This is a genomic window from Sediminibacillus halophilus (assembly GCF_900103695.1).
In the GTDB taxonomy this organism is placed as follows: Bacteria; Bacillota; Bacilli; order Bacillales; family Amphibacillaceae; genus Sediminibacillus; species Sediminibacillus halophilus.
In genome coordinates, this window is the sequence record NZ_FNHF01000002.1 from 531052 (window position 1) to 558022 (window position 26971).

The following is a 26971-nucleotide window of genomic DNA, read 5'->3' on the forward strand; positions in this document are numbered from 1 at the left end:
CTCTAACCCGTTTGCAATTGGAACACATTACATCATTCGTCTTTGTTTTCTGTTTGTTCTTGTGAAGTTTCGTTTTTCTTTTGTTCCTCTTGCTCACTTTCCGTATCGTTCGCTGGTTGTTCTTCTGATTCGGCATCTGTATTGTCCTGAATAGCGTCGCCGGCTTCATCCGCATCCAAATTGTACTCTTCACGATAGCGATTCAGCTCATCCTGCAATTCATTGACCAGTTCATCCCGTTCCGTTCCGGATAAATCGGGGTTGTTTTTTGCCTGTTCGATCTTTTTGATCAAGCCATACATGATTAGCTGCGGGTCATCGATATATTTTGCCGTTTCAAGCGCCTGGTCAAATTCTCCCCGTCCATTGTAAATCCAGTAAAGCAGATAATTCTCATCACTCTTCAAACTGACATTTTTGAGGATTACTTCCTTTTCAGAATCCGATAAGCTCTCGACATTGATATAGGCATTGGCCAGGATATATTTTGTCTGCTGCGGCAGCTTTTCGGGATCTGCATCTTCCAGCGTCGAAATCACTCCACTGTTGGAAGAGGCAAGGTATTCACCGTGGGCTGTCAGCAAGTCATCCTGAAAGGGGACTTTCATTAGCCCATAGTAGACAACCGGGACAGCCAACAGTGCAGCAGCAACAATCATCCCGATGGAAAGCTGCTTGAATAGCTTGAAACGCTTGGTCGGAACCACAGACATCGTCTTTTCCGTTTTATGCTGTTCTTCTTCATAACTTTCCAGCAGATAGGCATGAAGCTGTTCCAAATCATCTATCTCGCTCACTTTCCGTTGAAAATCGGTTTCTTTCACATCCTTCAAAGAACCGTTATACAGCTGGTTATAATCATATTTTTTGGAAAACAGGCCAATGATAAAGCACTTATATTGCTTCAAAAACGCACTTTCTTCCATTTCATACGGCGGTACCAATCCGCGGATTCCCCGGTAGACGACGACAGGCATAAGATTGTCATCAAATACCACATTGTCCGGATGCAGAAAAAATGTAATTCTAGTAGATAGATAACGTTCCAGTTTTCCTAGATTGCATAGAAGTCTTAATTTTTCGTTCCGCTGTAGCCTCAGAATTTTCTTCCACTGTTTTCTTCTGCTGTCCACTTGGAAATCAAACTGAAATGCATCCGCTTCTTCCTCGATTGTCAACGGACAAAAGTATTCGGAAGGCTGCAGCATCAAATCCATCTGCCGGATATCTTTTACATTTGTTTGGGATTTCGGCAGTTTCAAATGCCAGCTGTTCTTTTCTATCACAATGGGAAGTGAAAGCTGCTCAAATTGTAATGTCTTTTCCTTCATATCGACTGACTCCTTTTGTCTAGTAACCTTTATAATACAAGGAGGATATCTCCGTCCGTGACTGGATAATCACTTACCATATCATCATCAGCAATCAGGAAATCCTTGGTCACTACCTTGATGCTGCTGCAGGTGTTTTCCTCATACGCTAAATTCAACGTTTCCATCACATACTGGAGCAATTGTTTTACAGACAACTGAGAGGGGATACGAAGATCGTAAATCCCGCCCCCGTTGATTCGTTTGCTGAAATCCATCGTCACATTGATATGGGTGTCCTTTGCCATGCTTCAATCTCCTAACCAAGTGTTCTCTGCATCATGATGTAAAGTCCGCCGGATAACAACAGGCCCGCTCCGGTCAAAGCCATTAACACGGTATTACCAACGCCAGAACTCTCTTCATCTGCTTGTTTTTCATCAGCATCCGCCGTTGTGGATGCAGTCACAGAATAAGTCTCTTCGAATAAAACATCTCTGGTAGCATGCAGCGTTGTAACCGGCTCTTCCTCCATTGTGAATAGCTCTTCCTCTAATGCTTCCATCGATTGATTGCTTTCTTCTTCCACTTGCTTGATGGCTGTGAAGGTTTCTTCCTCAAACAGTTCAGGAAAAACTTTATCCAATTCTGTTTCCTTATTGGACTGATTCTCCTTTTTCTCCTGTTTAATCCGGTCAACCTTCATTTTTAAAGAGCCATCACTCTCCGCATATACTGCTGGTGCTGCGTACGTAGTCAGCACCAGCAGTGCGGCAGCTAAAAACAGAGAATGCTTACCCAGCTTCTGCGTCGCTTTCATCGTCCATGTCCCCTTCATTGTCTGCACGATGCAGGACAAATAAATTTGCTAAAGCTCCCAGCACAGCTATTCCGATAATGATAAACAATGACAATTGATAATTAGCTGTATCCTGCCAAACTTCCAGCAGCAGGGATTCAACGTAATGGAGCGGCGAGTAAGTTTTCAAATAGTCGATGCCCGCCACACCGGAACCAAAGGCATTTTTACCAAAAAGATACAGACTTAATACCATAAGAAGGAGGAACATCCCAATCATTTTCAACTGTCTTAACAAGTATGTCGCAAGCAGCAGCATGCCAGTTATCAGGAGAATAATGATTCCTGTGAGTAATAGTAGGGCTTTATCTGTCAATCCCATCGAGTAGCCGGAAACAACACCGATGACAAGTCCTTCCAGGACCCCAATTCCAGCGGTAACCAGTGTGATCGGGGCATTCAAGCCGGCCAGTGTTTTTTCTGCTTCAAATGCATTTGCTTCACGGCGTTTCTGGTTGATTGTCGAGATGACATAAGCAGTGAACAAAACGACGATAAAGCAAATCAACACAAGGTAATATGGTGTAAAGGTATTTTCCGTTGTTTCAGATCCTATCGACCTTGTCGTACCTTGGTTGCTTGTTTGGACCGGATTGGACAGAAACTCATACAACTCTTCATTCTGTCTGTCCCCGACTCTGCTGTTTGCCAGCACACCTTGGAAATTCTCGGAGAATTCCTGGTCCGCCAGCAGCTTATTTGTCATGTCGACGGACAAAGTCTCCGCCTGGCTCACCAAGTCCGTACCGCTTTCCTGAATCGTGTCCGCCTGCTCATCGATTTGATCGAATGTGTCATATACCGTTTCAGCGGAATTCAGGTTGCCCTGCGCCTGCTCGGAAAGGCTTTGACTAGCTGTAATCAGGGGCTGAAACTCTTGATCAAGTGCCATAATCGCTGTTTGTTCTTCTTCTTGATTGGTTTGCAGCTGCTTATTGGATTCCAGTAGCTGCAAGCTGTTTTCCCGCCATGCTTCAACGTCGGCCAATGTTGAAGCAAGATTCTTGTTAAGTCTCTCTGCCTCTTCAGCAGTCTGATTGATACGTTCAACTAGTTTGTCAGCGTTCTGTTTGGCCTGTTGAACTTGGGTCTGATAGGCAGTTATTCTGCTATGCAGGTTATCCCAAGGCTGCTGGATTTCTGCTGCGACATCGTCCACAATTTTTCCGACGATATAGTCTTTTAGCAGCGTTTTGATATCTTTTTCATTGAATAAATAATAAAGCGATCTGTCTTTGGCCTCCTCGGCCCATTCTGCCAGTGACTTGTCGTCCAGCTTATTTCTCAAGTCAGGAGCACCCATATTCAGACCGAAGTACGTCTCATAAGTAGCAAACAACCGCTGATACGGTTTGATGGAACTGTCGACAGCATTGATAAGATTTTGCGTGGCGCTGTCAGCCTCCTCGAGTGGTGTCATGACTTTATGAGAAACACGGTTGTTCGTGATGGTCACTTTTTCAACAGGCGGTTCTTCTATTGGTGGGTCTTCGTCTGTTGGTTCTTCTGGAGGTGTTCCCTCGTCATCTGAACCATCGCCACCTGGAGGGTCATCGCTACCATCACCACCTGGTTCTGCACCCCCTGTGTCTCCGCTTCCAGAGTCATCGTTATTTCCTCCGTCATCCGTACCTCCAGAACCGTCTGTGTCATCGGCTGTTCCATCTGCATTAGTAGAAGTTGGCTCATTTGTTTGTTCTGTTTGTTCCCCAGTCGCTTCTGGAGATGAATCAGGATTTTCTGTGCTGGTATTTGCAACCAGAGGTGTCTCTGGAATTTCAATCATTGCTGTATCTGTGGCCTCGATTTGTTCCTTTTTCGTATTTCGGTAGTGTAATTTCCAGCTCCAAGGAATTGGTTGGAAAATATCGATTTGGCTATTCTTGTCTTTCAATAGAAGCTTTACATTTACTGTAAACGTTCCTTCGTTTGGCTCAAGAGTAATTTCTTTGCCTTCCTGATAATCTTGAGTGAAATCTATATCCTCTACTACTAATCGATCCACAGAGTATTTATCCTGAACTTTGTCAGGAATATTCAGTTCAAACGTTGCAAGCTCCTCTTCATCGTAACTTTCTACGTTCTCAATCTCGACCGTATCCGTCATGGTCAAGCCATAGTAATACAGATTGTCCTTAAGAGCCCTCATTTTGTGAGACAATATGTCCCCTACGTTATTTTTCGGATCCGTATAATCGATTTCTTCGTTGTACTTTTTGGTCACAGCGATGACATTTTTTATATCCGTAACCGTCTGAGGTGGGAGTCCTTCCCCGCCAAAATCATCTTCAACAAGTGAAGGCAGCTGTGCTATTTGTTCGCTTATGTAATCTTTTGCCTTCTGATCCGGATTTTCGAAAAGTTTATTGATATTCAACTCCTCATCTTTTCTGAATGCAGATGCAAGAATACCGTCCAGCTGTGCTTTAACCTTTCCGGTAAAACCATTCTCATTTTCTGGATTTAGCCTGCTTTCGATTTCGAGCTGTGTCGCTTCGACCTTCGCCAGTGATTCCTTCAAATGCCTCTGCAGGGCAGCAGCTCCCAATTTGATATTATTTGTCGGCGCTTGTGGAACACTTTGCCGGCTGAGCATAAAAGTAGTGACCGGCGGTTCCTCTGTCTGACTGTTGTCCTGCTGTGCAAACTGGTTATTGATGTTGATATTGGCCTGCTTCAAATTATCTAACTGTTGCTCGACGTCATATTGGTTCAATGATTCGTCAAACTGATTGATAGATTGAGAGAAATCGAGCGTTTGTGAGCCGTTTTTTTCTGCCAACTGGAAGACATCCTGCATTCCTGATCGGTAATTCTCATCCAGTTCGGTGTTTTCTGCAAGCTGTGTTTCAAAATCCTTCACTAGATCCTGGAAACCTGTGAAACTTTCTTTTGAAATCTGGGTATTGTCTTTTATTGCCCCAAATTGATTCGTATAGTTTTCCAGCGGGGTGTGGATTTCCGTATTAAACGTTTGTGTATATACTGCCTGTTTCGAAATAATTTCTCCAATGTTATCTTGAGCATTTTGCAAGTTGCCGACGATGCTGGCAAAGTACACATCGATAATTCGGCGGTTGAAATCGTTCAGTATATTACTTGCCGTTTTTTCCGCTTCTGTTTTTATTTGTTCGTTGTCCGAGGCATTGATTTTATAATTCAGGACAACTTGTTCGGGGTTTTCCGACTCGATGGAAAGAGCTTTTTCGGAAAAATCATCCGGGATGACAATCATCATATCGTATGTATTGCGTTCCAGACCGCTTTCTGCCACTCCACGGCTGACAACAAACCAGTCGTGGTCTTCCCGGTTATTGATACTTTCCACAAACGCATCACCAAAAGCCAGTGCTTCTCCACTCAATGAAGCACCCTTGTCTTCATTGACCAGAGCAATGGCCATTCTTTGTGTATTCTCTGTTTCTTTTGTTTCCGACTCTGCCGTCTGCCTGTTCAATGCCAGGTAGGATAAGCTTGAACCGAGGATTAGGATTAAGAGTAAAAATAATAACCAGTGTTTATCGAGTTTTTTCATATGGGACATCTCCTACTAAACCATTTGTGATGGGCGTTCAAAAAGTCATCGAGTCACCGGAGTATTAAAAGCACTCCGATTTTCTGGAGGTTTCAACATAGAAGTATAATTCGCGGTATAGCCGGGAACCGGCCAAATCTACGTGGCTCTTTGAACAACTCTGCAATTTTCTTAGACTTATAGATACTGACAAGATTTGAGCTGCACAACAACCGCCGTGCAGCTCATCTCAGGGAGGTCAGAATCTTATCTAAGCCCGAAGTTTTGTGATAGGGCCTCATCTTGTTGCGCCACAGCCTCAGCCGTTTTGGTCAATTGCATCTCAATATCTTGCATTAATTGGGAAAAATCCTGCACCTTTGGTTTCAATTCTCTGAATTGATCGTCGAAGCGTTCAAAGGCACGGCCTTCCCATTCTCCCCGAAGCTCTTCCTGTAAATTCGTCAAATCTCTCAAGATTTGCTCGATTTGCTGTGAGCTTTGACCATATCTTTTTGCTCTTGCCTGCAGTTGATCAGGCGTCATACGAATTTGTCCTGCCATACATCTCATCTCCCTTTAAATTGTAGTTTCAGTCGAAGGGTTGAAAGTAAAAATTTGTTATGTGTCTGCTCCTTCTTACTTAAGGCTAATGAACCAATATTTTACTGTCAACTGACTGTCTGTCATTTTTTGAAAATTGATATTTTGGTACTACATTTTCCATGGAAAATGTAACCAATTTTATTTTTATAGGTAAAACTACCCTTGAAAAAATCAGGCTAAAATGCCCATTATAGGCATATTTAGTTATTAGCCTAACCTCTTGAATTAAAGAATTTTGACATCGAATAGTCCATTAGCCCAGACGTAAAATTTCCAGTTATTATTACCTGTATTTTTATGTCGTTAAAGAGATGGAGAATCGGGGATATTTGTTGATTGGAAGGAGTAAATATATTTTTGCCTTCGCTACTCTTCTAGGGCATAAGCATATCTATTCCCATATTGCCAAACTCGTGTATAATTATATTTCGAGTTTCGAAAGAAAGGGAGATCTGCATGGTAGAAAACACAACCGCCAATACCACTTCAAATGAAAAAATTTGGACAAAGGATTTTGCCCTGATTTGCATGGCAAACTTTTTTATTTTTCTTGGATTTCAAATGACGTTGCCAACCATACCGCTGTTTGTCCAGCATTTAGGGGGAAGCGATCAATTAATTGGAGTCATCACAGGTATTTTCACTTTTTCCGCTTTATTACTCCGCCCCTATGCCGGACACGCTTTAGAGTCGAGGGGAAGGCAGTTTGTCTATATGATCGGACTGGCTATTTTCGTCATCTCAGTTGGTTCTTATGCAATTATCGCTAGCATCGCATTTTTATTTGTCATGCGGGTCATTCAAGGTGTTGGATGGGGATTTTCCACGACAGCTACAGGGACAATTGCCACCGACCTGATTCCACCAAAACGAAGAGGCGAAGGGATGGGCTATTTTGGATTGTCTGGCAATCTTGCATTGGCTTTCGGTCCAGCCCTTGGGTTGACCTTGGCAGGAAAAATCTCATTTACGCAGCTATTCTTGATTTGTTCTGCCCTGGGGGTAGTGGCTCTCGTCCTGTCATCGCAGATCAGATATAAAAAAGTAGAACAATCCAGCCATAAGACGGTAACTGTAAAATTTGATATCTTTGAAAAAAGTGCTATCCAGCCTTCCGTTCTGTTGTTCTTTATTACTGTAACCTTCGGTGGGATTGCTTCCTTCTTACCTCTCTATACAGCAGAAGAAGGTATCGGAGGCATTGAAATCTACTTTCTTGTTTACGCGCTGTTTTTAATGGTATCACGCACCTTTGCCGGCAGACTGTATGATAAAAAAGGACACCTATTGGTCTTTCTACCGGGGACCTTGATGATTCTTAGTGCAATGATACTGCTCGTCTGGCTGCCGAATTCCCTGGTCCTGTATATCGCTGCGGCCTTGTACGGACTCGGTTTCGGCAGCGTACAGCCAGCCTTGCAGGCATGGTCGGTTGATAAAGCTCCTTCCAACCGCAAGGGCATGGCCAATGCCACCTTTTTCTCATTCTTCGATTTAGGAGTTGGAGTAGGAGCAATGGCATTCGGACAAATCGCCAGTGCATTCGGCTACAGTTTCATCTACCTGACTGCAGGCGCCTCCGTCTTCGTGTCCATGCTGTTGTACATTATCTTGGTAGTCAACAGCACCAGAAAAACAACCTAACACCTAAAAACCTCCATAGCCTGAATGGCCATGGAGGTTTTTGATTGACTAAGAGTTCACTTGAGTGTTGCGCTTGGGGGGGCGCGCTTGAGGGGGCGCGCTTGAGGGGTCAGTCCCCGATAAGGTAAATTATTGCCTTGGAACCGTATTTTCCGGCCGCCGGGGACTGACCCCAAAATAGACATATAGTTCCTAAGATTCTTTATATAAGGCAATTCCCTGGTAGGGATTGCAAAACATTCAGCCATTTCACCCCTTGGTGGGGTCAGTCCCCACCAACGCTTTCCGCTCCCAAAAAAAGAAATTTCTCTGCTTACGGGGACTGGCCCCGCTAATGTTTGCTTTGGTTGATTCGGCGGATTGCTTCGAGGTCACATTTTGGTTTGCGGTGATAAGTGAGCAAGCCGTTGATTTCCTGTTCGACGTCGGTCAATTGCGTGTAACAAAATCCTTGCAGGGCTGGTGCATGGAGCAATGCCTCGGTCATATGCCGGTACTGGTCGATCAACTCTTCTCCCGATTGAACGGCGGAATACCCCCATCCATCCGGCTGATTGGTTTCTTTGACATCGTACGCTATTCCGCCGTATTCGGTCACCAGAATTGGCGCTCCACTGTGGCTGAATCCGCGTGCATATATCGGCCGCTGTGCGGGTTCTGTTGTCACCGCAGTTTCTACTGTCTGATATGCTGCAGCCATTTCTTCCGCTGAGCGATAATTGTGAATCCCGCAGATATCGGAAATCGTATGCTCCCATCCTTCATTCGAAACAACCGGACGGGTTGGATCCAACGACTTCGTCATGTAATACATCGCCAAAGAATGGTGCTGCTGCTGTGTTTCCCTCGCTACACGAGAAATACCCCAGCTTTCATTGAGTGGAACCCAGGCAACGATACATGGATGATTGTAATCACGTCTCACCGCTTCTGCCCATTCCGCTGATATCCGCTCGACAGCCGCTTCACTGTATTCCGAGCAATTGGCCATTTCTCCCCAAACAAGGAAGCCCAACCGGTCGGCCCAATACAGGTAACGGGGATCTTCAACCTTTTGGTGTTTGCGCGCTCCGTTAAAACCCATTTCTTTTGCCAAAAGGATATCCTGTTTCAGGGCATCATCCGATTCCGCGGTCAACAAGCCTCCTGGAAAGTATCCTTGATCCAATACCAGCTTTTGATAATATGGTTTATTGTTCAGCATAAAAGTACCGTCTTCCACAGATACTTTACGCATTCCAAAATAGCTGTCTGCCTGGTCAATGATTTCCCCTCCATGTATCAACCGGAATGTGACATCGAATAAATTTGGATGCTCGGGACTCCAATACCAGCCAGGTCCATGAATATTGCTTCGATCGGTGAAACGACCGCGAATATCGAAGCTTCGTTTCAGGTGGGAATAAAACACACGTATACGCTCAGAAACAATTGATTCACCTTTAAAGGTGATATCAACCAACAATTCTGTCTCCTCACTAATATCACCGGCAATTTCTGTTTCCAACTCAACCACACCTGTATCGATATCGGGTGTCCAACGCACCTGTCCGATCGATGTTTCTGCCACCGGCTCCAGCCATACTGTCTGCCAGATCCCTGTCGTCCTTGTATAAAATATCGAAGCGGACTGTTCATGCCAATACTGCTTGCCGCGGGGAATCGTGGTGTCCTCGGATGGATCTTCAACTCGCACAACCAAATCGTTCTCCTTTTCTTTCAAGAACGGAGTAATTGCTGCGGCAAAAGGGACGTTTCCTCCCTGATGGTAGACGACTTGCTGACCGTTGACATACACCCATGCCCGGTAATCAACTGCACCGAAATGAAGGATGATTTCCTGACCATCCCATTCTTCCGGGACCGAAAATACGCGATGATACCAGACAACATCATGAAAAGAAGGATCTCCAATCCCACTGTTGGACGCCTGGTATGCAAAGGGAACTTGGATGGTCCGATTATTCGGGAACGCTTGGTACCATTTTTCCGTTAAACCAACTTGCTCATCATCGAAAGCGAAGTTCCACTCTCCATTTAAATTTAACCATTGTTTTCTCTGAAATTGAGGCCTTGGATATTCTGTTTGTAAGTTTGCCATATGCTACCTCCGATGAATTATTTGATGCCCGTTTGTGTAATACCTTTGATTAACTGCTTCTGTCCAATTAAAAACACAATTAGAATCGGAACGGTGGCAATTGTCGTCAATGCCATTAATTTTCCGTAAGAGGATACAAAACTGCCCTGCTGCATAATCGCAATTCCGGTGGTGATCGTCCGCATCTCCGGCGTGTTCGTCGCAACCAGCGGCCATAAAAAATCATTGTAAATCTGCATGAAGGAGAAGATGGCCAATGTCCACAAAATCGGCCTGGCGGAAGGGACCACTACGCGTAAAAAGATTTGCCATTTATTAGCACCGTCCAAGTGGGCCGCTTCTTCTAATTCCTTCGGGAACGACCGAAAAAATTGATAAAGCAAAAACACGCCGAACGCATTGGCTGTATAAGGAAAAATCAATACAGCATAGGTATTCAACAGCCCCAAGTTACTGAACTGCATATACATAGGAAGGAACGTGATCACAAAAGGAATCATCAACGTACTGATGAACAAAGGAAACAGATATTTTTTCAACGGAACGTCCAACCGTGCCAACCCATAGGCAGCCATCGCATCGATGCTAACGATGATGGCAGTACCGGCAATCCCGGCAAACAAAGAGTTGAACATCCACTTAAAGATCGGTACATCCACCCCTTCCCCAAGCAAGGTATACGTATAATTTTCAAAAGTGAAATCTTCCGGTATCCAGTTCAGCCCTCCGGCAATCGCCTCGAAGTCATTTTTAAAGGAAGTTGAAATCATCCAGGCAAGCGGAATCAGAAACAACAGTGCGAGGATGGCAGCAAGAATGATCAATGCCGTCTTTTTTCCCGTTCGTTTCATCTGGCTTTCCTCCCTTCCTGATTTCGATTGGATATTTTAAACTGGACAATCGATACCGCAATCATGATTAAGGACATAAGCAGTGCCATCGCCGATGCAATTCCCAGTTCACGCTGCTCGAACGCCAGGTCGACAATTCCCATCAGTAATACTTCTGTGGAATCACCGGGCCCGCCTCTTGTCATCAAATAGGGCTGGCCATATACATTAAAAGAAGCGATCGTCGAGGTGATCACAACAAACAACATGATTGGGCGTATCGACGGAAGCGTAATATGAATGAATTTTTGCCAGGCGGTAGCCCCGTCGATTGCACTTGCTTCGTACATATCTTCCGGCACCTCATTCAGTGCATTGATGAAGATGATCATGTTGAAGCCAAGCGTCCACCAGACGGTAGCTCCCACTAAGGAAATCCATGCAAATGGCTGCCTTGTCAGCCAAGGAACCGGATCAAAGCCAAGATTCATCAGAAAGTTGTTCAACAACCCCGAATTTGTATCGAGAATCCACAGAAATAAGATGGAAATAACCGAAACCGAAATCGCGTATGGTATAAAGTAAATCGTTCGAAACAATCCCCTGATTTTTCCCGGCAGGCTGTTCAATAGCAGCGCCAGGGCGAGACCGATAATCACGAGCAGCGGCACGGAGAAAACTACGAATTTAACCGTATTCCATAAGCCGTCGAAAAACAGGGTGAACATCGCGGAGTCGGGGTTGAAAATCCGGGCATAGTTGTCGAATCCAATAAATGGGTGGTCTTGTGCCAACAAGTTATAATCATTCAGACTAATGTAAATTCCGTAAATAAGCGGAAAAAATAAAAAGGCCAAAAACATAATTAAGTACGGCAGTACAAACAAAAAGGAAGTCAGCTTCGAACGCCGGTCCCTTTTCGCTTTACTGATTGGCTGTTTTACTTCGTCCATTGCCTTCACCTCGATTTCATGTAGCTTGTCATCCTACTGGAACTATCATTTCATAGAATAAGCAGGAGCTTCCGCCGCCTGCTTATTCCACTCTGGTTACTCTTCTAATGCTTGTGAAGCTTTTTGCTGCGCTTCTTCCAATGCTTCCTTTACATCTTTTTGCCCCAGCAACGCTACATTGACCGCCTCCATCAACGGGCTGGTTGCAAGACCCCAGTTATCTACATCAGGGGCAAAGCTGACATAATCAAACTGCTTGGCAACCTGAGAAGACTGTTCGTTCACTTCCTGGAATTCATCGCTTTCATACACGGCTTTCGATGCTGGTGCCTGGCCGGATTCTGCCCAGGAAATGGCATTGTCTCCTACATAACTAAGAAAATCTGTAATAGCGTCCAGCTTCGCATCATCGGTGTTTTGCGGGATGACAAAGTTATGCGAGTTGGCATAGACTCCCTCCTGTTCCGTTCCTAGCTGGGGAACCGGTGCCACACCATAATTGATTCCAGATTCTTCCCATTGTTCAAGCATCCATGGACCATTCAACTGCATAGCGCTCTTTCCTTGAAGGAACAAGGTGACTTCGCCGTCTTGCTGAACGTCTTTCGGTGATACCTCATATTCTTCAATCAGTGATTTTTCAAATTGCAATGCTTCGACCACCGCATCAGAGGTAAATTGCACCTCGCCGTCTTTATACAACTCACCGCCATTTTGATTGACGATTGTCGGAAAAATAAATTCCTGTGGCCATAAGGTAGGAACGGCATATCCCCATTGGTTGTTTTCTTTATCCGTCAGTTTCTGTGCATATTCAATGAACTCATCTCGGTTGGTTGGCGGCTGTTCCGGATCGAGACCGGCAGCTTCAAACATATCCTTGTTCCAATAGAACAACAATGGATGGATATCCAGTGGTACTCCGTATAACTCTCCATTCACTGAAGCGCCTTCAATCGCACTTGGGTGGTATTCTTCTTCACTGATTTGGTCCCCCATGATATCGTCCATATTACGGAGTACATCTTTTTCCGCATAAGTGAAAATTTGATCGCCATGCATGATCATCACGTCCGGCATATTCTTCTCGCCATTGATAGCCAAATCGACGTTTTTATAATATTCCGTTTGCGGCACAATCTGAAAGTCGACTGTATATTCCTCTTGGGAATCATTGTATCCATCAACAATTTCCTTCATATACGGACCATCTGGACCGGAGAATGGCGCCCATAGTGTAATTTCCGAGCTGTCACCAGACCCGCCCTCCTCTCCGCTGCCTCCATTGTTGTCTGCTACTCCACTGTTCCCGCTGCAAGCTGCAAGTACCAAGGCTAAAAATCCAACAAATAAGGTGCCCAACCATTTTTTCATCTGTTTCATCATGACACTCCCTTTTTTAATATAAGCGCTTACATTTAACTGGAAAATATAAGCCGTCTACTCAATGACGGGGGCTTCCTGCCGTTCCTCGCTTGGCCTGCCGTCTCTTACAACTGGCCAGCCATCTTCCCAGTTAATCGGATCAATCATCAACGGTCTTCTGGAAGCTCCTGACCATAATAATGGATCTTCTTTTTCAATCGCATGGTACACCATCCAGTCCTTTCCTGCTTCATCGGTGATGATGGCATTATGACCCGGACCGGCGAACTTACTTTCTGTGTCGGCGTCCAATATGGTCGTCCCGCCATTTTCCGTCAACAGTTTACCTTCCTGATCCACATAAGGACCGGTAAAACTGTCTGATCGTCCGACAGCAACATGATAGCTGCTATTTTCTCCTTCACAACAGGACCCTTTTGACCCGAAAAAGTAATACTGTGAATCACGTTTTACCATGTAAGGGGCCTCATAGTCTGTTCCGGCTATTTCGAAAGGCTCTCCCTGTACAGAAAGTCCGTCATCTGCCAGCTCGACTCCATAAATGCCATGAAAGCTTCCCCAAACCAGATAGGCCTGATCGTCTTCCTGATAGAAAAAAGGATCTATGGAATTATCCACGCCAATTTCTTCACTAGTGAACAATTTCCCCTTATCCTCGAACGGACCTTCGGGTGTGTCCGAAACGGCTACCCCGATGCCAGGATTGCTGTCGCCCCAGACAGATAAGGAATAATACAAATAATAGCTGTCCCGAAAATGATGGGTATCAGGTGCCCATATACTGCCGGATCCTTTCCAATCAGGTTTTTCCTTGAATGCCTCACCGATGTACTCCCATTCTGTCAGGTCTTTTGACCGGACGATCGGCACCAGTTTCGTTTCAGAGTCATCCCCCCACGCGTCCTCTGTGCCATAAGCGTAATAATAACCATCTTCAGCTTTTAAGATAGAAGGATCTGCTAAAACTGGTTCATACACTGGATTTTGATACATCTGTTGTGTTTCGCTTTGTCCATTCCCTGATGAACAACCGGCCAATGCCGCACAGATAGCTCCTAATAGGAGCATTTTTTTTATGACTCTTATTTGTTTTCTCCTCCCTCCCATGGATTGTAACCCTTTTCATAACACGATTATAATATATAAATATGTTATATTTCAACTATTATTGTTATAAAATACAAAAAATATAATAAGCGAACCAGAAGGAGAACAGTGGAACATTTCCCCGTAAAAAAAAACCTGTAGACCGCTGAATACTGGTCTACAGGTGTTTCTGAAGATAGTGCGTTAATTTTTTTCTTCCACTTTGAGTTTCATGACAATGCCCTGTTCGTAATTTCCGAACTTATTTCCAAACAAATTCAAGCCGCCCATATTCACAGCATCGCTTTTTATTCCAATTTTAAATGATATGAACGGTTTTTCTGCTATTTTTAATGTATCGATTGTGCAATCGCTGTTGACTTTCATTCCATCGAGAAAGCATCCCTCTTTTGTGATTCGCCAATTTTTCAATAAGCCGTACTGCGTATGGTTGGTCATCCACCAGTCCGGTGTGAGAAAACCACGCTCTCCGCCAAAATCACCAGGTGAAGTCCAAGTGGCAATTTCATGGCCGTTAACCCAGACGGTTATATCTGATGGCCAATCCAATTTATACAAAGGGGCTTCCGAGCATAATTCGGCACTAAATTCGATTTGTGTCGCTTTGTCTCCATAGGGAAGCCTGTTCGGAAATCGGTATTCGACATGACCTGCTTTAAAGAAAAGGAGCTGGGCCTCTGAACGTCCGGTTTCATAAAAAGAACGCGGATCATCCTGTATTCCAATATAGTCTGTTTCCCCGACCAGACCGCAGCTCGGTTCCACTTCGCAGTCACTGTACTCGCCGATCGGCATATCGTAAACGACGGCATGCTCCGGTTTTTTGGTTTCCTGCGGTCCGATATCGATGACAATCTGGTCATAATTCTTGGTATTGATTTTTTGGGTGCCCCGTCCGGGAAGCAATTCGGTAATGATTAAATTGACATCCTCCAGTTTTTTGACATTGACTGCTGTTGTCGAAAACGGCAAATCCAATCGCTCGGCCAGTTCGTTGACATTGTGCGGCCGCTCACTCAGGAGACGCAATATTGCCATTCTATGTTTGTTCGATATCGCTTTGCATATTTCGATTGCTTCTTCGAAGTTTAAATGTAACGTTCTCATTATGTTCCCCACTTTTATTCTAACTTTTGTTGTAATAATAAAAGTATAAACTAAAGCGTTCCCATTTTAAAGCACAAGCATCCAACAACCTTCGACAGGGGGGACTGACCCTCCCGTGTTGCAAAATCAAACCGGGGACTGACCCCAGTGACAATACAGCTGTTTTCCATTTGTGCTGTTACAATATTGCTCAAGAGACCGCTAATTTGATTTGCCCACTTGAAGCTTATCTCCACATTTTATCGCGACGCAGTGTTACTGTGTTGGGGGACTGACCCCAACACAGTAACACTCTCCTTACGATGTGGTGCTAAAAGAGGGGGAGGTTACTTTTGAGATATTTTTTCGATGATATCTTTAATTTGGTCGGCTGTCTGTTCCGGCACTTTGTTAATCGTGATGTTGCCTTTCGTGGTTGTGATGGTAAGCTCGGCAAGCCCATTATTGCTGTTTACATCACAGGAAGTCACTTCTTCATTTTGTACTTTTAAATCATTCGATTGATCGGAAGCTGCCATATGATAAAAACACATTTTTTTGTCCGTTACAAATAACAATTTAGTCGGTTTATCGCTTGGAGCAGCCACTCCTAACAGTTTCTCATCCTTTTCCAGATTATTATCGGAGAAAGTATTGATATACCTTTTCATAATCCCTTTACGACCAAAACCAGCATTTTCTATCGTATCTTTAATACTATCAAACATGTTCATCCCTGCCTTTCTCCTCTGATTATACAGCAAGGAAATTATTGCAACAAAAAAGAGCCCTGGACTGTCTTCCTTTAAGCCGAAGGCTCCCTGTATTTCACCCTTTAAATTGCCCTGTTTTCTACACAGAGAAACAATAGAAGGCTTCTGGAAACATATCATTCATCTTACGCCTACCGTCTTCCGAGAAAACAAGCACTTCCTCTTCAAAGCTCAATCGTCAGATTCTCTATATTTATTATGCTCTGGCTGGAATAGATCTTCATTCGCATTTCGCACGATGGAGAAATGGTCGACATTGTAATGCCCATGTAAAGTCTTATTATGATGAAGAATGATTTGATTCGCCGGCAGTATCTCTGTATCGCTAGTAGTGTGCCCGTCCCCGACCAACGTCACATCAAAGTGATTAATGGTCGCTGTCCTGACAGCTGTATCAATACAATGTTCTGTTTTACAGCCCATCACTACTAGATGCTCTACCTTATTTTTCACCAAATACTGTTGTAATGGAGTACCGTAAAAGGAGTTGGTAGCCTCTTTATCGAATATGGCAGCTTCAGATGGAACGTTAATATCCTCGTGAATTTGAAATCCAGCTCCCTTCCCATCGGCTACTTCCAAATCTCTCACAAAAACAATCAATGCACTATTGCTCTTAGCCTTTTCAATCACAAGATTGATATTTGCAATGATCTTCTCCTTTTCTACAACCCCTTCTTCCACTTTACTTCCTTCCATTAAATCCTGCTGGGTATCAATCACCAAAAGCGCTTGTTTCACTTGATCTCCCCCTGTTTATTTAAAGTTGCCGACGACTTATATACATACCGTATTGGCACTATCTGTTCCTCCTTACCTGGTACATACAAGGAAACCGAAGGGCCGACAATTTCGTGGTCAGAGACAGCAGGAAAGCTGCGTTCACCATTTTCATCCAGGTAAACAATCCCTTCCTGGTTGCTGCCCCAGTTTCTTATGCCCTTATAAAGCACACCGAAGTGGCTTTCGTTCCAATTTTTTGCTTCCTTTTCTATGTCGATATGATTCAACATATTGATCACGATGGAAAAATCATTGGCCGGATTATACGTTTCGTCCCCCTCTCCTTCCCAGTCCTGTTTATGGACGGTAAGCTTATCACCATCGGGTTCCTCAGAATAGATCAAGTACCCGGATTGTAATACATGTTTGTTGTCATACCCATAAAGATACATATAGATACTTGTGATCGTTCCGTCCCTGTCAAACTCGATTTCTAAATCATTAGTCATCAAATTCGGTTCCATGTCCATCTTCGCTTTTACATCTTCCATGATGCCTTTCAACTTATAACTAAAGAAGTCATCGTTATTCAGTTCGATTTTTGAATCGGTCTTAAGCTCGTGTAATTTCCAGGCCAGTGCCCCGTTGAAATTCATTGCATTTTTACCGACATTATATGCCCCGAAAGCTGTAATAAGTAACAGAAGAGCGGGAACTACCATCCAAGCAGAGAAAGGCAGAGACTTGGATTTTTCCAGTTTATTTAATGGAAGGTTGCTACTTTTCCTGATAGGAATAAACGTTTTATCTCGAAAGTATAAAAAATACCATTGCTTGTTTTCCTTCAGCCTTGCCCTCTTGCCCAGTAAAAAAGTGTGTTGTTCTCCTTTGTCCGGGGAGTAAATCACCAAGGAGGAATCATTGATTTCCCATTGATTATGCGGATTAAATAGATATTCTTTTTTCATTTGCTTTCTGTATATACTAATCTGATAGAGTAATAGAATTAACAGTGCTGTGCCAATTACAAAAAACAGAGGGATATTGGTTTTCAGTTGACCGATTTTTGTAATCGTAATCAACACTCTCCAAAGCAAGACGTATAGAATTAATAAAATCCAGCTATTCAGTCTGCCGAACAGCAAATCTCCGAGGAGCAATCTTCTATAAGTCTTTTTTGATAAAGGGGTACTCATCATCTGTCACTCTTTTCTATCAATTAGATAACTATATGTTAACATTATTTTCCTGACAGTTGGGGCAGCATCAAAAAATAGTTTTCGGCTCGCCCACAGTATCTCCTTTAATCCCAAAAAATGCACCCTGCCAAATGGCACGGTACATTCCCAACCTTTTAATTGATAGAGTAAGCAAATCTGTCTTTTCAAGCGGTTCCTCCTTCACCATAGGGTCTGGCCAGGGTCAGTCCCCCACCACTCTACCAAGACGCAGCGCTACCATGTTGGGGGACTGACCCCCGATACCCCAATCCCCCTCAAAAAAAATTAACGCATGTACATGCCTCCGTTTATTTCGATAGTTTCACCTGTGAGGAAGCCTGCCAAATCTGAAACGAGATAGAGTACGGCTCCGGCTACATCTTCTGGCTCGCCGCCGCGCTGCAAAGGGATCGTTTTAATCGTGTTGGTCCGTCCTTCTGCTGTGGAAAAAGTATTGTGAAACGGTGTATTACCTATATAGCCAGGTGATACGGCATTGACGGTAATATGGGAAGGGGCAAGCTCTTTGGCCAGGGCTTTTGAATAAGTCAGTACAGCAGCCTTTGATGCAGCATAGGCAGATGCCCCCGGCCCGCCTCCATTATGAGCAGCAACCGAAGTCATGTTGACCACCTTTCCATCTGACTTACCATCTTTGCTTACAGACTTAAGCAACGGCAGGGCAGCTTTGGTAACAAGAAATGTGCTGGTTACATTGACGTCGATCACCTTGTGCCACAGTTCCTCGCTCATTTCTTCGATTGTCGCCCGTTGTACCATGTGGCCTGCATTGTTCACCAGAATATCAAGCTCACCGTTAAAAAAAGCTGCTGTTTCAGCAGCCAACGATTCTATGTCACCACTTTTCAGTACATCGGCCTGAACAGCCCGGCCTTTGCGGCCAAGTTCATCGATCAGGCGGACTACATCCTCAGCGCCTTCCCTGTTTTTCCCATAATGGACGACTACATCGGCGCCGGCTTCAGCCAATGTCAGAGCGATACTTCTCCCGATTCCGGTTCCACCTCCTGTAACAAGCGCCTTTTTTCCATATAAATCAATCATTCTTTCACTCCTTTTCCAGTGCGTTTGTAGATAGATATCATTGACTTCCAGCATCCCCTAACCGCAGATAGCCACTTTGCTCCATCCTTCTGAAAGCATAAGAAGCAATTTTAGTACTAGCCGCAGCAAGGAAGCTGACTCCGCAAAACAGAAACAGCAACGGAACATAAACCAACACAAGTCCGCAACCTATTGTCAAAATGGTTAAGGCCAAGGAAACAAACGGAATTAAGATGGCAATTGTTCCGGATAAACGGACGCTGTTTAAAACGGTCAACCGATAGCGGACAGCTATTGGCAGGATAAGCAGGGAAGACAGAAGGTATATGAACAGCAAACTGACAAGAAGGCAGGCTCCTGCAAACGCCAGCACATTCGAATAGCTGAACAGCAGGCGGATGTCATAATAAAGAAACAAACCGAGTGCCAGCCAGACATAGCCATAGAGTTGGCATTTTAAAAAACTAGTTTTATAGACAGACCAAAAGACATTGCCTGCGTTTGTTTCCGTTTCCGGGTGGCGAAGGCGTGTCTCCATGACTGCGAATGTGGCATATAACGCCGGAAATATACCTAATACAATCCCGCCAGCCAACAGACCGGCCATGCCACGTACTTGTGATGCTACGAGGAAATAAACCTGCTCACAAAATAGACTGAACCTGCCCATCATTCCCTCTTCCATATGGACTGCCCCCTTTCCTCCTCCACTATCATTCCTTTACGTGGTTTACTTTAAAAGATCCTCGCGAAGCGGTGTGAATGTATCAAGCAAAATACCTTGTTCAAGAGCCAGTGCACCATGGATCCGATTGCCTGGAATCACTAATGTTTCTCCTGCTTGCAAAAAATGCTTTACGCCTTCGATGGTGAATTCAAAGCTGCCCTCCATGCAGTAGGTCAATTGTTCATGCGGATGACTGTGTGCCGATCCCTCTGCCCCTTTTTCGAAATGGACCTCCATCATCATCAATGATTCACCTGGCGTAAAAATTTTGCGTTTTACCCCTGGTTCTGCCTGTTCCCACTCTTCTGGCATATGATCGTACCCCTTTCTGGAATTGATACTATATATAGTAACAGAACAGCAAGCGCTTTCACTTTTGGTTTTTTTAGCTGGTACAGGGGTTTTTTTAGCAGCCAATCGTTAACCGACTTTGGTTCGTCTGTCTTTGCATGGTATTTCCATGGAGACTTTTGTACCCTCTCCTAGCTGCGATTGAATAGATAACCCGCACTTCTCACCGAATAATAATTGAATTCGACGGTGAACATTGCTGACCCCGATTCCCATCTTGTCGCTGACAACCTGATAATCTTCTCGTTGGAGGATTTTGCGGATATCCCGCAGTCGATCAGGCGGGATTCCAGCACCGTTATCGATTACTTCCACACGAAGTCTCCCCTCCTCGACAGTTGCCTGGATCGTAATCTCTCCCTTGTACCGGTTTTTGCGCAAGCCATGGTGGATGGCGTTTTCTACAAGCGGCTGTAAAGACAGCTTGACCACCTCTTCCTCGAAGAGATCTTCCTCTATCTCGAATGTTATCGGCAAGTGCTTTTGAAAACGGTGTTCTTCCACGATCATGAAATTTTTCACATGATTCATTTCATCCTCCAGGGTGACGATTTCCAAATTACGAACCGAATAGCGGAACATTTGCGATAAGGCGATAGCCATTTCAGAAATTTCTTCCGCATCGTTTAATATCGCATAAGAATTCATTGTTTCCAGTGTGTTATGGAGAAAATGAGGATTGATTTGTGATTGCAGGGCCTGAAGTTCGATTTTTTGCTTTTCGTATAACACTTTGTGGTTCTGCAATTCAGCGGCATATAAATCGTCGACTAATGTCGACAAGCGGTCGATCATTTTATTGTAGCTGCTGACCACACTGCTTATCTCATCGGTTCCTTGAAGCGGTTTAATCGGTTCCCATTCACCGATTTCCATTTTTTTCATACCTTTTTGTATTTTCCTTAAAGGCTTAACAATACTGTTTGCGAACCCAACGGAAACAACCAGCGCTACCATCAGAGACAAAGCAAGGACCAATACCACCTGCTTTTTCATTCCGGCAACTGGTTCATAAATCACCTCTTTCGGTGTCATGGCAACCAGCGTCCAATTGGTCTGGTCAGAGTGATCGGCATAAAAAATCATTTCTGTGCCGTTCCAATCCCCCATAAACGTTTTCTTGCCGGTTGTGGTCAATTGGTCCTCTAATTCTTTGCCAATAGGATTGCCGAGCCATTTTTGATCTGGATGATAGACAACCCGATGATTGTCGTCGAAAATCCAAAGGGATGTCCCATTTTCAAATTGGGCGATATTCCACAGTTCTTCCAATGCCGTTGCATTCAATTCCACCCCGAGTATCCCTTTCGGCACAAATGAAGACAATCCGCGCACCCTGCGGACAATACTGACGACATACTCCTGGTTGTACAGACTCCGGTCGGCAAGCAGCCGAATCCGGCCGTTTTCCGGCGTTGTTTTTAGCAAATTTTGATAGATTGATTTTGAAGGAAACGGTTCCTCTTCCAAGGAGGACTTATTTTTAGAAAGAACATACTGTCCGTTTTCGCCAAGAAGATAAATCAGGTTTAAATGCTGATTTTTCAAGTTAAGGTTATGCATTTGACTTTTAATCTCTTTTGAATAGTAATACTGCTCCAGTTTCTGACTCTCATCGATTTCCAGAAAGCCTTTCACGGTACGGTCCGTCAACAGCGGCAAGGTAGCCAATTCCAAGTCCCGGATAAATAAATCCGTTTGATAACTGGCATTTTCTACAATGTACTCCAAATAGCCCTCTGATTGCTTTTTGATTTCCAGTGTGGTCTGCCGATAAAACAACCAGGTAACCAGACTGACGGAGACAAGGATCACGATAATGAAATAGACAAGCAGCCGCTGTTGAATATTCAAACGGTATATCCAGCCCTTCATCAATCCACCCCCATCTTCCTCCGAAAGCCTGAAGGCGTCTGTCCCGTGTACTTTTTAAACGTCTTCGTAAAATGCGGATGATCGTTCAATCCAATCAGAAAAGGAATGTCGATCACTTTTATGTCCTTTTTCAACAAGAGTTCCTTGGCTTTTTCCATGCGTAGACTGCTCCGGTACTTCACAAATGTCTGTCCGGTTTCCTTTTTAAACAGTTGGCTGAAGTATGATGCATTTAACCCAAGCTTGCCCGCAACTTCTTCCAAGCTGATGTCTTCATCCAAATGGTCGAGGATATATATTTTGGCCATTTCAATCGGGTCGATCTCGTTCCCTTTACGTTTTTGCTCAAGCAGCTGGAGGATCTCAAGGCATTTTCCCAAAAATAACCGCTCTGCCTCTTTTTTGCTTGCAACTGCTATCTCCCAGTGAAAAGCATTCATCAATTGGCTGCCCTTGGTTGCAATTCGATGAAAAAGCACTTCCATCACGTGGGTCAAAATGTTGCAATAATAGTCAACGGAAAGCTGCTTTATTTCCATTTTGCCGGACCATTCCAGGAAGACCGTCTCAGCTTCCAGACGATTCAAGGACCAGATAGATTCTTCCAACGCTGTCAGCAGCTCATCAATCTCATCTGCTCCGATAAAATCATGCTGTCTGGTTTTCAATCCTTGCAAACACCGCTCGACGGTTTGAGAAAGCTTTTCCTTGGTAATTGGTTTGAGCAAGTATTCTTTGACCCCGCACAGTATCGCTTTTTGTGCGAAAGTAAAGCTGTCATACCCGGATACGATTACCCACTGCGTTCCTTGCTGCAGCTCCTTATAACCGGATATCAATTCCAAACCGTTCATTTCCCCGCCTTCTATGTCGGTGAAAACAATGTCAAACTTTTCCTCTTGTAAATAGGGAATTGCATCTTCGGCATAGGCAACCTCGGAAATGCTGTCCAGATTAAACCCTTCTACTCGAATCGTTTGCAGCAATTTTATCAGTCCACGCCTAGTCAACGGTTCATCTTCGATAATCAGGACCCGCAATTCAATACCCTCCCCCTTTATTAAAGCGCTTACATTTATGCCTATTATAAACGAATGGACGATGAATAGGTATGGGAAATCCATTTTTTTAAATGAATTTGTTAGTAAATCTATGTAACTTAATCCGCCGATATCCAAAAAAAACACAAATTGTACAAAATCGACTCCATAGATGAAAACCCTTTCAAAGACTAAGCTAATGACAGCATCTTAAAAAGGGAGGTAGCCAAATGACTTCACGGAAACTGGCACTAATCTGGAAGCATAAAGCACTTTATTTGATTGCATTGCCAGGCATTGCATACTTTATCATCTTTAAGTATATCCCGATTATGGGCTCGGTGATCGCCTTTCAGGATTACAACATTTTTCAAGGGATTACAGGAAGTGCTTGGGTAGGACTAGAACAATTCGAGCGGATGTTTCAATATCCGGAATTTTTACGGATTTTAAAAAATACCTTGCTCATCAATTTATATGATATTGTTTTCGGTTTTTCTGCTCCAATCATTCTTGCCTTGATGTTAAATGAAGTCCGAAAAATGCTTGCAAAAAGGATTATCCAAACAATCGTTTACATGCCCCATTTTCTGTCATGGGTGATTATTAGTGGCATATTTATTGGAATCTTATCTCCATCAACCGGCATGGTCAATCATTTTCTGAATCTATTTGGCATTGATTCGATTTATTTCCTTGGAGAGGACAGTTTCATCCGTACGATTATTGTCGGCTCCGGAATGTGGCGGGAAACCGGTTGGAGTACGATTATCTATTTAGCTGCTTTAGCAGGAATCAACCCACAGTTGTATGAAGCCGCGGATATTGACGGTGCCAATCGATGGCAGCAAACCTGGAAAATCACCATCCCCACCCTGATGCCGACGATTATGATGTTGTTCTTGTTGCAAATCGGTAATTTCTTAGACTTCGGTTTTGAACGAGTCGATGTCTTCCTGAACCCTTTTAACCGTGTCAACGGAGAAATTTTTGATACGTATATCTATGAGGCAGGTTTATTGCAAAACCAATATAGTTATACAACCGCCATCGGCATTTTTAAATCGGTAGTAGGTTTGATTTTGCTGGTCGGGGCCAACTTTGTCAGCCGTAAAACCACCGGCAACAGTTTATATTAGAAAGGAATGATCGTATGGCTATCAAAGAGAGTCGTGCTCGCAAAGCCTTCCTGAGAACCAACATGTTTATATTGGTTCTCGTCTCCATTATTATGATTCTTCCGTTTATTCACGTATTGGCTCAGTCATTCAGCAGTTCAGGAGCGATTGATCAGGGAAAGGTCAGTTTCCTCCCAGTTGAATTCACCCTCGATAATTACAACTTTGTCTTTCAGGACGGAAGTATTTGGCGATCCTTCGGGGTCACGATTTTCATCACGGTGTTCGGCACCCTATTCAATTTGATTGCGACCGCATCACTTGCCTATCCCCTATCGCGAAAGGAATTGTTGGGCCGTAAGTTCCTGCTGTTCATGGTATTGTTTACGATGATTTTTTCGGCACCCTTAATTCCGACCTTTTTGGTGGTCCAAAATCTTGGTTTGTTAAACACGATATGGGCATTGATTTTTCCGACAGCTATCAGTGCCTTTAACTTGTTCGTGATGCGTTCTTTCTTTATGCAGATTCCACAAGAACTGATTGAGTCCAGCCGTATGGATGGACTGGGCGAACTCCGCATCCTGTTTCAAATCGTGCTGCCACTTTCCAAGCCGGCAATGGCAACTCTCGGAATTTTTTACGCTGTTTTTCACTGGAACACTTACTTTAATGCGTTGATGTTTATCGAAGACCGAAGCTTGTATCCACTTCAAATCAAATTAAGGGAAATGATCGTCGATGAAAACTTCACCTCTGATCCGACTTCTGACTTTTACACGACGATGCTCTCGAGCTCTCCCGAAGGAATCAAAATGGCCACCATAATTGTAGCCACGGTCCCGATTCTGCTGATTTATCCTTTTTTGCAGCGTCACTTTATCAAAGGGTTTATGCTGGGCAGTTTAAAGGATTAAAACGAATATCACTCCAGTTGGCAATCCGGAATAGTTGTATAAAAAATTGACAACTGTATCTAAAAACAGACGAAAGCGCCCTTACAGGCAATGTGTTAAAGTTTTTGTAAGCACTTACATTTTCTTATTCAAAAAGGGGAGGAACAAATGAAAAAGCGAACGGTTTTACTTGGAGTCATGTTGGTCATTCTCATCGCAGTAATGGCGGGGTGCAAGGATTCAGAATCAAAAGCTTCGAACGAGCAGGGAGGAAGCGAAGGCGAAGGATCCGGTTTTTCGATTGCCATGCGTACGCTGGCAACACCATATGTAGAGAGCCATCCGGACATCAATGAAGATAAATACGTCAAAGAACTGGAAAAGTTGACGGGAACAGATATCAATATCCGACTCGTACCCCACAATGAATATGTGGAGCGGATGACATTGATGCTCGCCTCCAATGATATCCCCGATGTCATGCAGGCCGGTGGCGGGGTGCTAGGTCCGGAATTAGCCGGCGGGGTCGAAGCAGGCGCCTTCATGCCGCTGGATGATTTGTTAAAAAAACACGGCCAGCACCTTCTCGAAGCGATTCCCCAGGAAGCATGGGACCGGGTGACCTACGACGGAAAAATTTATGCCATTCCGGAATACTTATCCAATCCATCACGACGGGGAACGGCCATCCGTATGGATCTTCTGGAGAAAACGGGGTTGGATGTGCCAAAAACAACCGATGAGTTTCTCGAAGTCATGCGTGCTTTTAAAGAGTTAGGAGTAAAGAACCCATATCAGGGCCGGGAAGACTTCAAATATTCGGATACATTTTTCGGTGCCTTCGACGCCTTTCCATATCAGTGGGAGCTTTACAACGATGAAGTTGTACCGAAGTTCATGGCCGGAGACAAAATCAAGGATGCGCTGGAATACTACCGCACCATGTATGAAGAAGGGTTGATCCATCCAGAATTTTTGACTATCCAGCAGCCGGAATATCGCAGTAACATCATCGCCGGAAACACAGGGATGTGGTCGATGAATGCTGAAGAAGTCAATGCATGGGAACAGGAAATCCAAAACAACGTACCGGAAGCCGAAGTTGCCATTATTCCATCACCAGTCGGTCCTGATGGAAAGGGCGGCCACTACTTATACGGCCAGGTGACCCGCTCCTTCCTGATCAGCAGTGAAACGGAGGCCAATGTGGAAGACATCATCAAATTCTTCGACTGGCAAGTCACGGAGGAAGCAGAAAGATTTTTCACTTATGGAATAGAAGGCGATACGTACACACTTAACGACGATGGCTCCGTTAATTATGAGATGAAAGATGATACCAACTTCCTTAATGAGCAGCATTATCGCAACCGTTGGCTATGGATGATCCGTGATGCCACATACACAGAGGGTATCCTTGAGCTGACCGAGGAAGGGCAACAGCTGATGTCGGTATTCGATGAGATCCTTAGTAACGAAGGACGTGACAGTATATTGTACGATCCGCCATTAGAAGCCATGGAAAGCAACCCGGATATCCGTCCTGGCAGCGACACCCCTTCTGATGTTTGGATGACCGGGGCAGCCAAAATCATCCTTGGACAGGAACCGCTCGACTATCATGACACCATCGTCGAAGAATGGCTGAACAAGGGCGGAAGCCAGGCAATCGAAGAAGCAACCAAACGTTATAACGAGGACGACGGCGTGTTGTCCCGATAAATGATGATTTCCTGATATTTTTTCCATCCACTCCCGCTTTTCACTTCCGTTCGGTTCCCCCATGG

The 26971-nt window shown here is 44.2% G+C and carries 23 protein-coding genes; 4 read left to right on the plus strand and 19 right to left on the minus strand.

The annotated features are described in order from the left end of the window. Nucleotides 1-32: 32 nt before the first annotated feature. The 5 genes from essB to BLR82_RS09600 all read right to left on the minus strand — a co-directional run bounded on the left by essB (nt 33) and on the right by BLR82_RS09600 (nt 6247). Nucleotides 33-1331: a type VII secretion protein EssB gene (gene essB, locus BLR82_RS09580; RefSeq protein ID WP_074598758.1), complete on the minus strand. Its 1299-nt coding sequence runs from the start codon at nt 1329-1331 to the stop codon at nt 33-35. Between the two features lie 29 nt (nt 1332-1360). Further along, nucleotides 1361-1618, minus strand: coding sequence for an EsaB/YukD family protein (locus BLR82_RS09585; protein ID WP_074598759.1), 258 nt, complete (start codon nt 1616-1618; stop codon nt 1361-1363). 11 nt (nt 1619-1629) lie between these two features. Continuing rightward, complete coding sequence (gene essA / locus BLR82_RS09590) at nt 1630-2130, minus strand: type VII secretion protein EssA (RefSeq protein WP_074598760.1); 501 nt, start codon at nt 2128-2130, stop codon at nt 1630-1632. Then, nucleotides 2105-5704, minus strand: a complete 3600-nt coding sequence (gene esaA, locus BLR82_RS09595; protein ID WP_074598761.1) for a type VII secretion protein EsaA — start codon at nt 5702-5704, stop codon at nt 2105-2107. Before esaA ends, essA begins: the two co-directional genes overlap by 26 nt. Nucleotides 5705-5950: 246 nt before the next feature. Continuing rightward, nucleotides 5951-6247, minus strand: a complete 297-nt coding sequence (locus tag BLR82_RS09600) for a WXG100 family type VII secretion target (protein ID WP_026571199.1) — start codon at nt 6245-6247, stop codon at nt 5951-5953. Between the two features lie 498 nt (nt 6248-6745). On the opposite strand from BLR82_RS09600, the gene BLR82_RS09605 reads away from it, so the two are divergent. Next, complete coding sequence (locus BLR82_RS09605) at nt 6746-7933, plus strand: MFS transporter (RefSeq protein WP_074598762.1); 1188 nt, start codon at nt 6746-6748, stop codon at nt 7931-7933. 331 nt (nt 7934-8264) lie between these two features. On the opposite strand, the gene BLR82_RS09610 is transcribed toward BLR82_RS09605, so the two are convergent. The 14 genes from BLR82_RS09610 to BLR82_RS09675 all read right to left on the minus strand — a co-directional run bounded on the left by BLR82_RS09610 (nt 8265) and on the right by BLR82_RS09675 (nt 23170). Next, a complete protein-coding gene (locus BLR82_RS09610) occupies nt 8265-10034 on the minus strand; it encodes a glycoside hydrolase family 2 protein (RefSeq protein ID WP_074598763.1) in 1770 nt (589 codons plus the stop codon). 17 nt (nt 10035-10051) lie between these two features. Further along, entirely contained in the window at nt 10052-10885 is an 834-nt protein-coding gene (locus BLR82_RS09615; RefSeq protein ID WP_074598764.1) for a carbohydrate ABC transporter permease, read from the minus strand. Then, nucleotides 10882-11817, minus strand: a complete 936-nt coding sequence (locus tag BLR82_RS09620; protein WP_074598765.1) for a carbohydrate ABC transporter permease — start codon at nt 11815-11817, stop codon at nt 10882-10884. The genes BLR82_RS09615 and BLR82_RS09620 overlap by 4 nt, the downstream gene beginning before the upstream one ends. Nucleotides 11818-11913: 96 nt before the next feature. Further along, complete coding sequence (locus BLR82_RS09625) at nt 11914-13200, minus strand: ABC transporter substrate-binding protein (RefSeq protein ID WP_074598766.1); 1287 nt, start codon at nt 13198-13200, stop codon at nt 11914-11916. Nucleotides 13201-13257: 57 nt separating this feature from the next. Further along, on the minus strand, nt 13258-14271 hold the full coding sequence (locus BLR82_RS09630; protein WP_139186930.1) for a family 43 glycosylhydrolase: 1014 nt from the start codon (nt 14269-14271) through the stop codon (nt 13258-13260). Nucleotides 14272-14493: 222 nt separating this feature from the next. Beyond that, the gene (locus BLR82_RS09635; RefSeq protein WP_074598768.1) at nt 14494-15417 is read right to left on the minus strand and encodes an ArsR/SmtB family transcription factor; all 924 of its coding nucleotides are present in this window, start codon (nt 15415-15417) and stop codon (nt 14494-14496) included. Nucleotides 15418-15743: 326 nt separating this feature from the next. Then, complete coding sequence (locus tag BLR82_RS09640) at nt 15744-16130, minus strand: PH domain-containing protein (protein ID WP_175486786.1); 387 nt, start codon at nt 16128-16130, stop codon at nt 15744-15746. 210 nt (nt 16131-16340) lie between these two features. Further along, nucleotides 16341-16910, minus strand: coding sequence for an isochorismatase family protein (locus BLR82_RS09645; protein WP_074598770.1), 570 nt, complete (start codon nt 16908-16910; stop codon nt 16341-16343). Next, complete coding sequence (locus BLR82_RS09650; protein WP_074598771.1) at nt 16907-18088, minus strand: hypothetical protein; 1182 nt, start codon at nt 18086-18088, stop codon at nt 16907-16909. The genes BLR82_RS09645 and BLR82_RS09650 overlap by 4 nt, the downstream gene beginning before the upstream one ends. Nucleotides 18089-18397: 309 nt before the next feature. After that, entirely contained in the window at nt 18398-19177 is a 780-nt protein-coding gene (locus BLR82_RS09655) for an SDR family NAD(P)-dependent oxidoreductase (RefSeq protein ID WP_074598772.1), read from the minus strand. A gap of 37 nt (nt 19178-19214) precedes the next feature. Beyond that, a complete protein-coding gene (locus BLR82_RS09660; protein WP_074598773.1) occupies nt 19215-19862 on the minus strand; it encodes a YesL family protein in 648 nt (215 codons plus the stop codon). 45 nt (nt 19863-19907) lie between these two features. Further along, nucleotides 19908-20216 (minus strand): cupin domain-containing protein, encoded by a 309-nt coding sequence (locus tag BLR82_RS09665; RefSeq protein ID WP_074598774.1) that lies wholly within the window; start codon nt 20214-20216, stop codon nt 19908-19910. 108 nt (nt 20217-20324) lie between these two features. Then, on the minus strand, nt 20325-22130 hold the full coding sequence (locus BLR82_RS09670; RefSeq protein WP_074598775.1) for a cache domain-containing sensor histidine kinase: 1806 nt from the start codon (nt 22128-22130) through the stop codon (nt 20325-20327). Further along, a complete protein-coding gene (locus BLR82_RS09675) occupies nt 22130-23170 on the minus strand; it encodes a response regulator transcription factor (protein WP_074598776.1) in 1041 nt (346 codons plus the stop codon). Before BLR82_RS09675 ends, BLR82_RS09670 begins: the two co-directional genes overlap by 1 nt. A gap of 230 nt (nt 23171-23400) precedes the next feature. Between BLR82_RS09675 and BLR82_RS09680 the strand changes: the two genes are divergently transcribed. The 3 genes from BLR82_RS09680 to BLR82_RS09690 all read left to right on the plus strand — a co-directional run bounded on the left by BLR82_RS09680 (nt 23401) and on the right by BLR82_RS09690 (nt 26906). Next, nucleotides 23401-24309: an ABC transporter permease gene (locus BLR82_RS09680; RefSeq protein WP_074598777.1), complete on the plus strand. Its 909-nt coding sequence runs from the start codon at nt 23401-23403 to the stop codon at nt 24307-24309. Between the two features lie 14 nt (nt 24310-24323). Beyond that, the gene (locus tag BLR82_RS09685; protein WP_074598778.1) at nt 24324-25205 is read left to right on the plus strand and encodes a carbohydrate ABC transporter permease; all 882 of its coding nucleotides are present in this window, start codon (nt 24324-24326) and stop codon (nt 25203-25205) included. A 147-nt stretch (nt 25206-25352) separates the two neighbouring features. Then, nucleotides 25353-26906, plus strand: a complete 1554-nt coding sequence (locus BLR82_RS09690; RefSeq protein WP_074598779.1) for an extracellular solute-binding protein — start codon at nt 25353-25355, stop codon at nt 26904-26906. Nucleotides 26907-26971 lie beyond the last annotated feature (65 nt).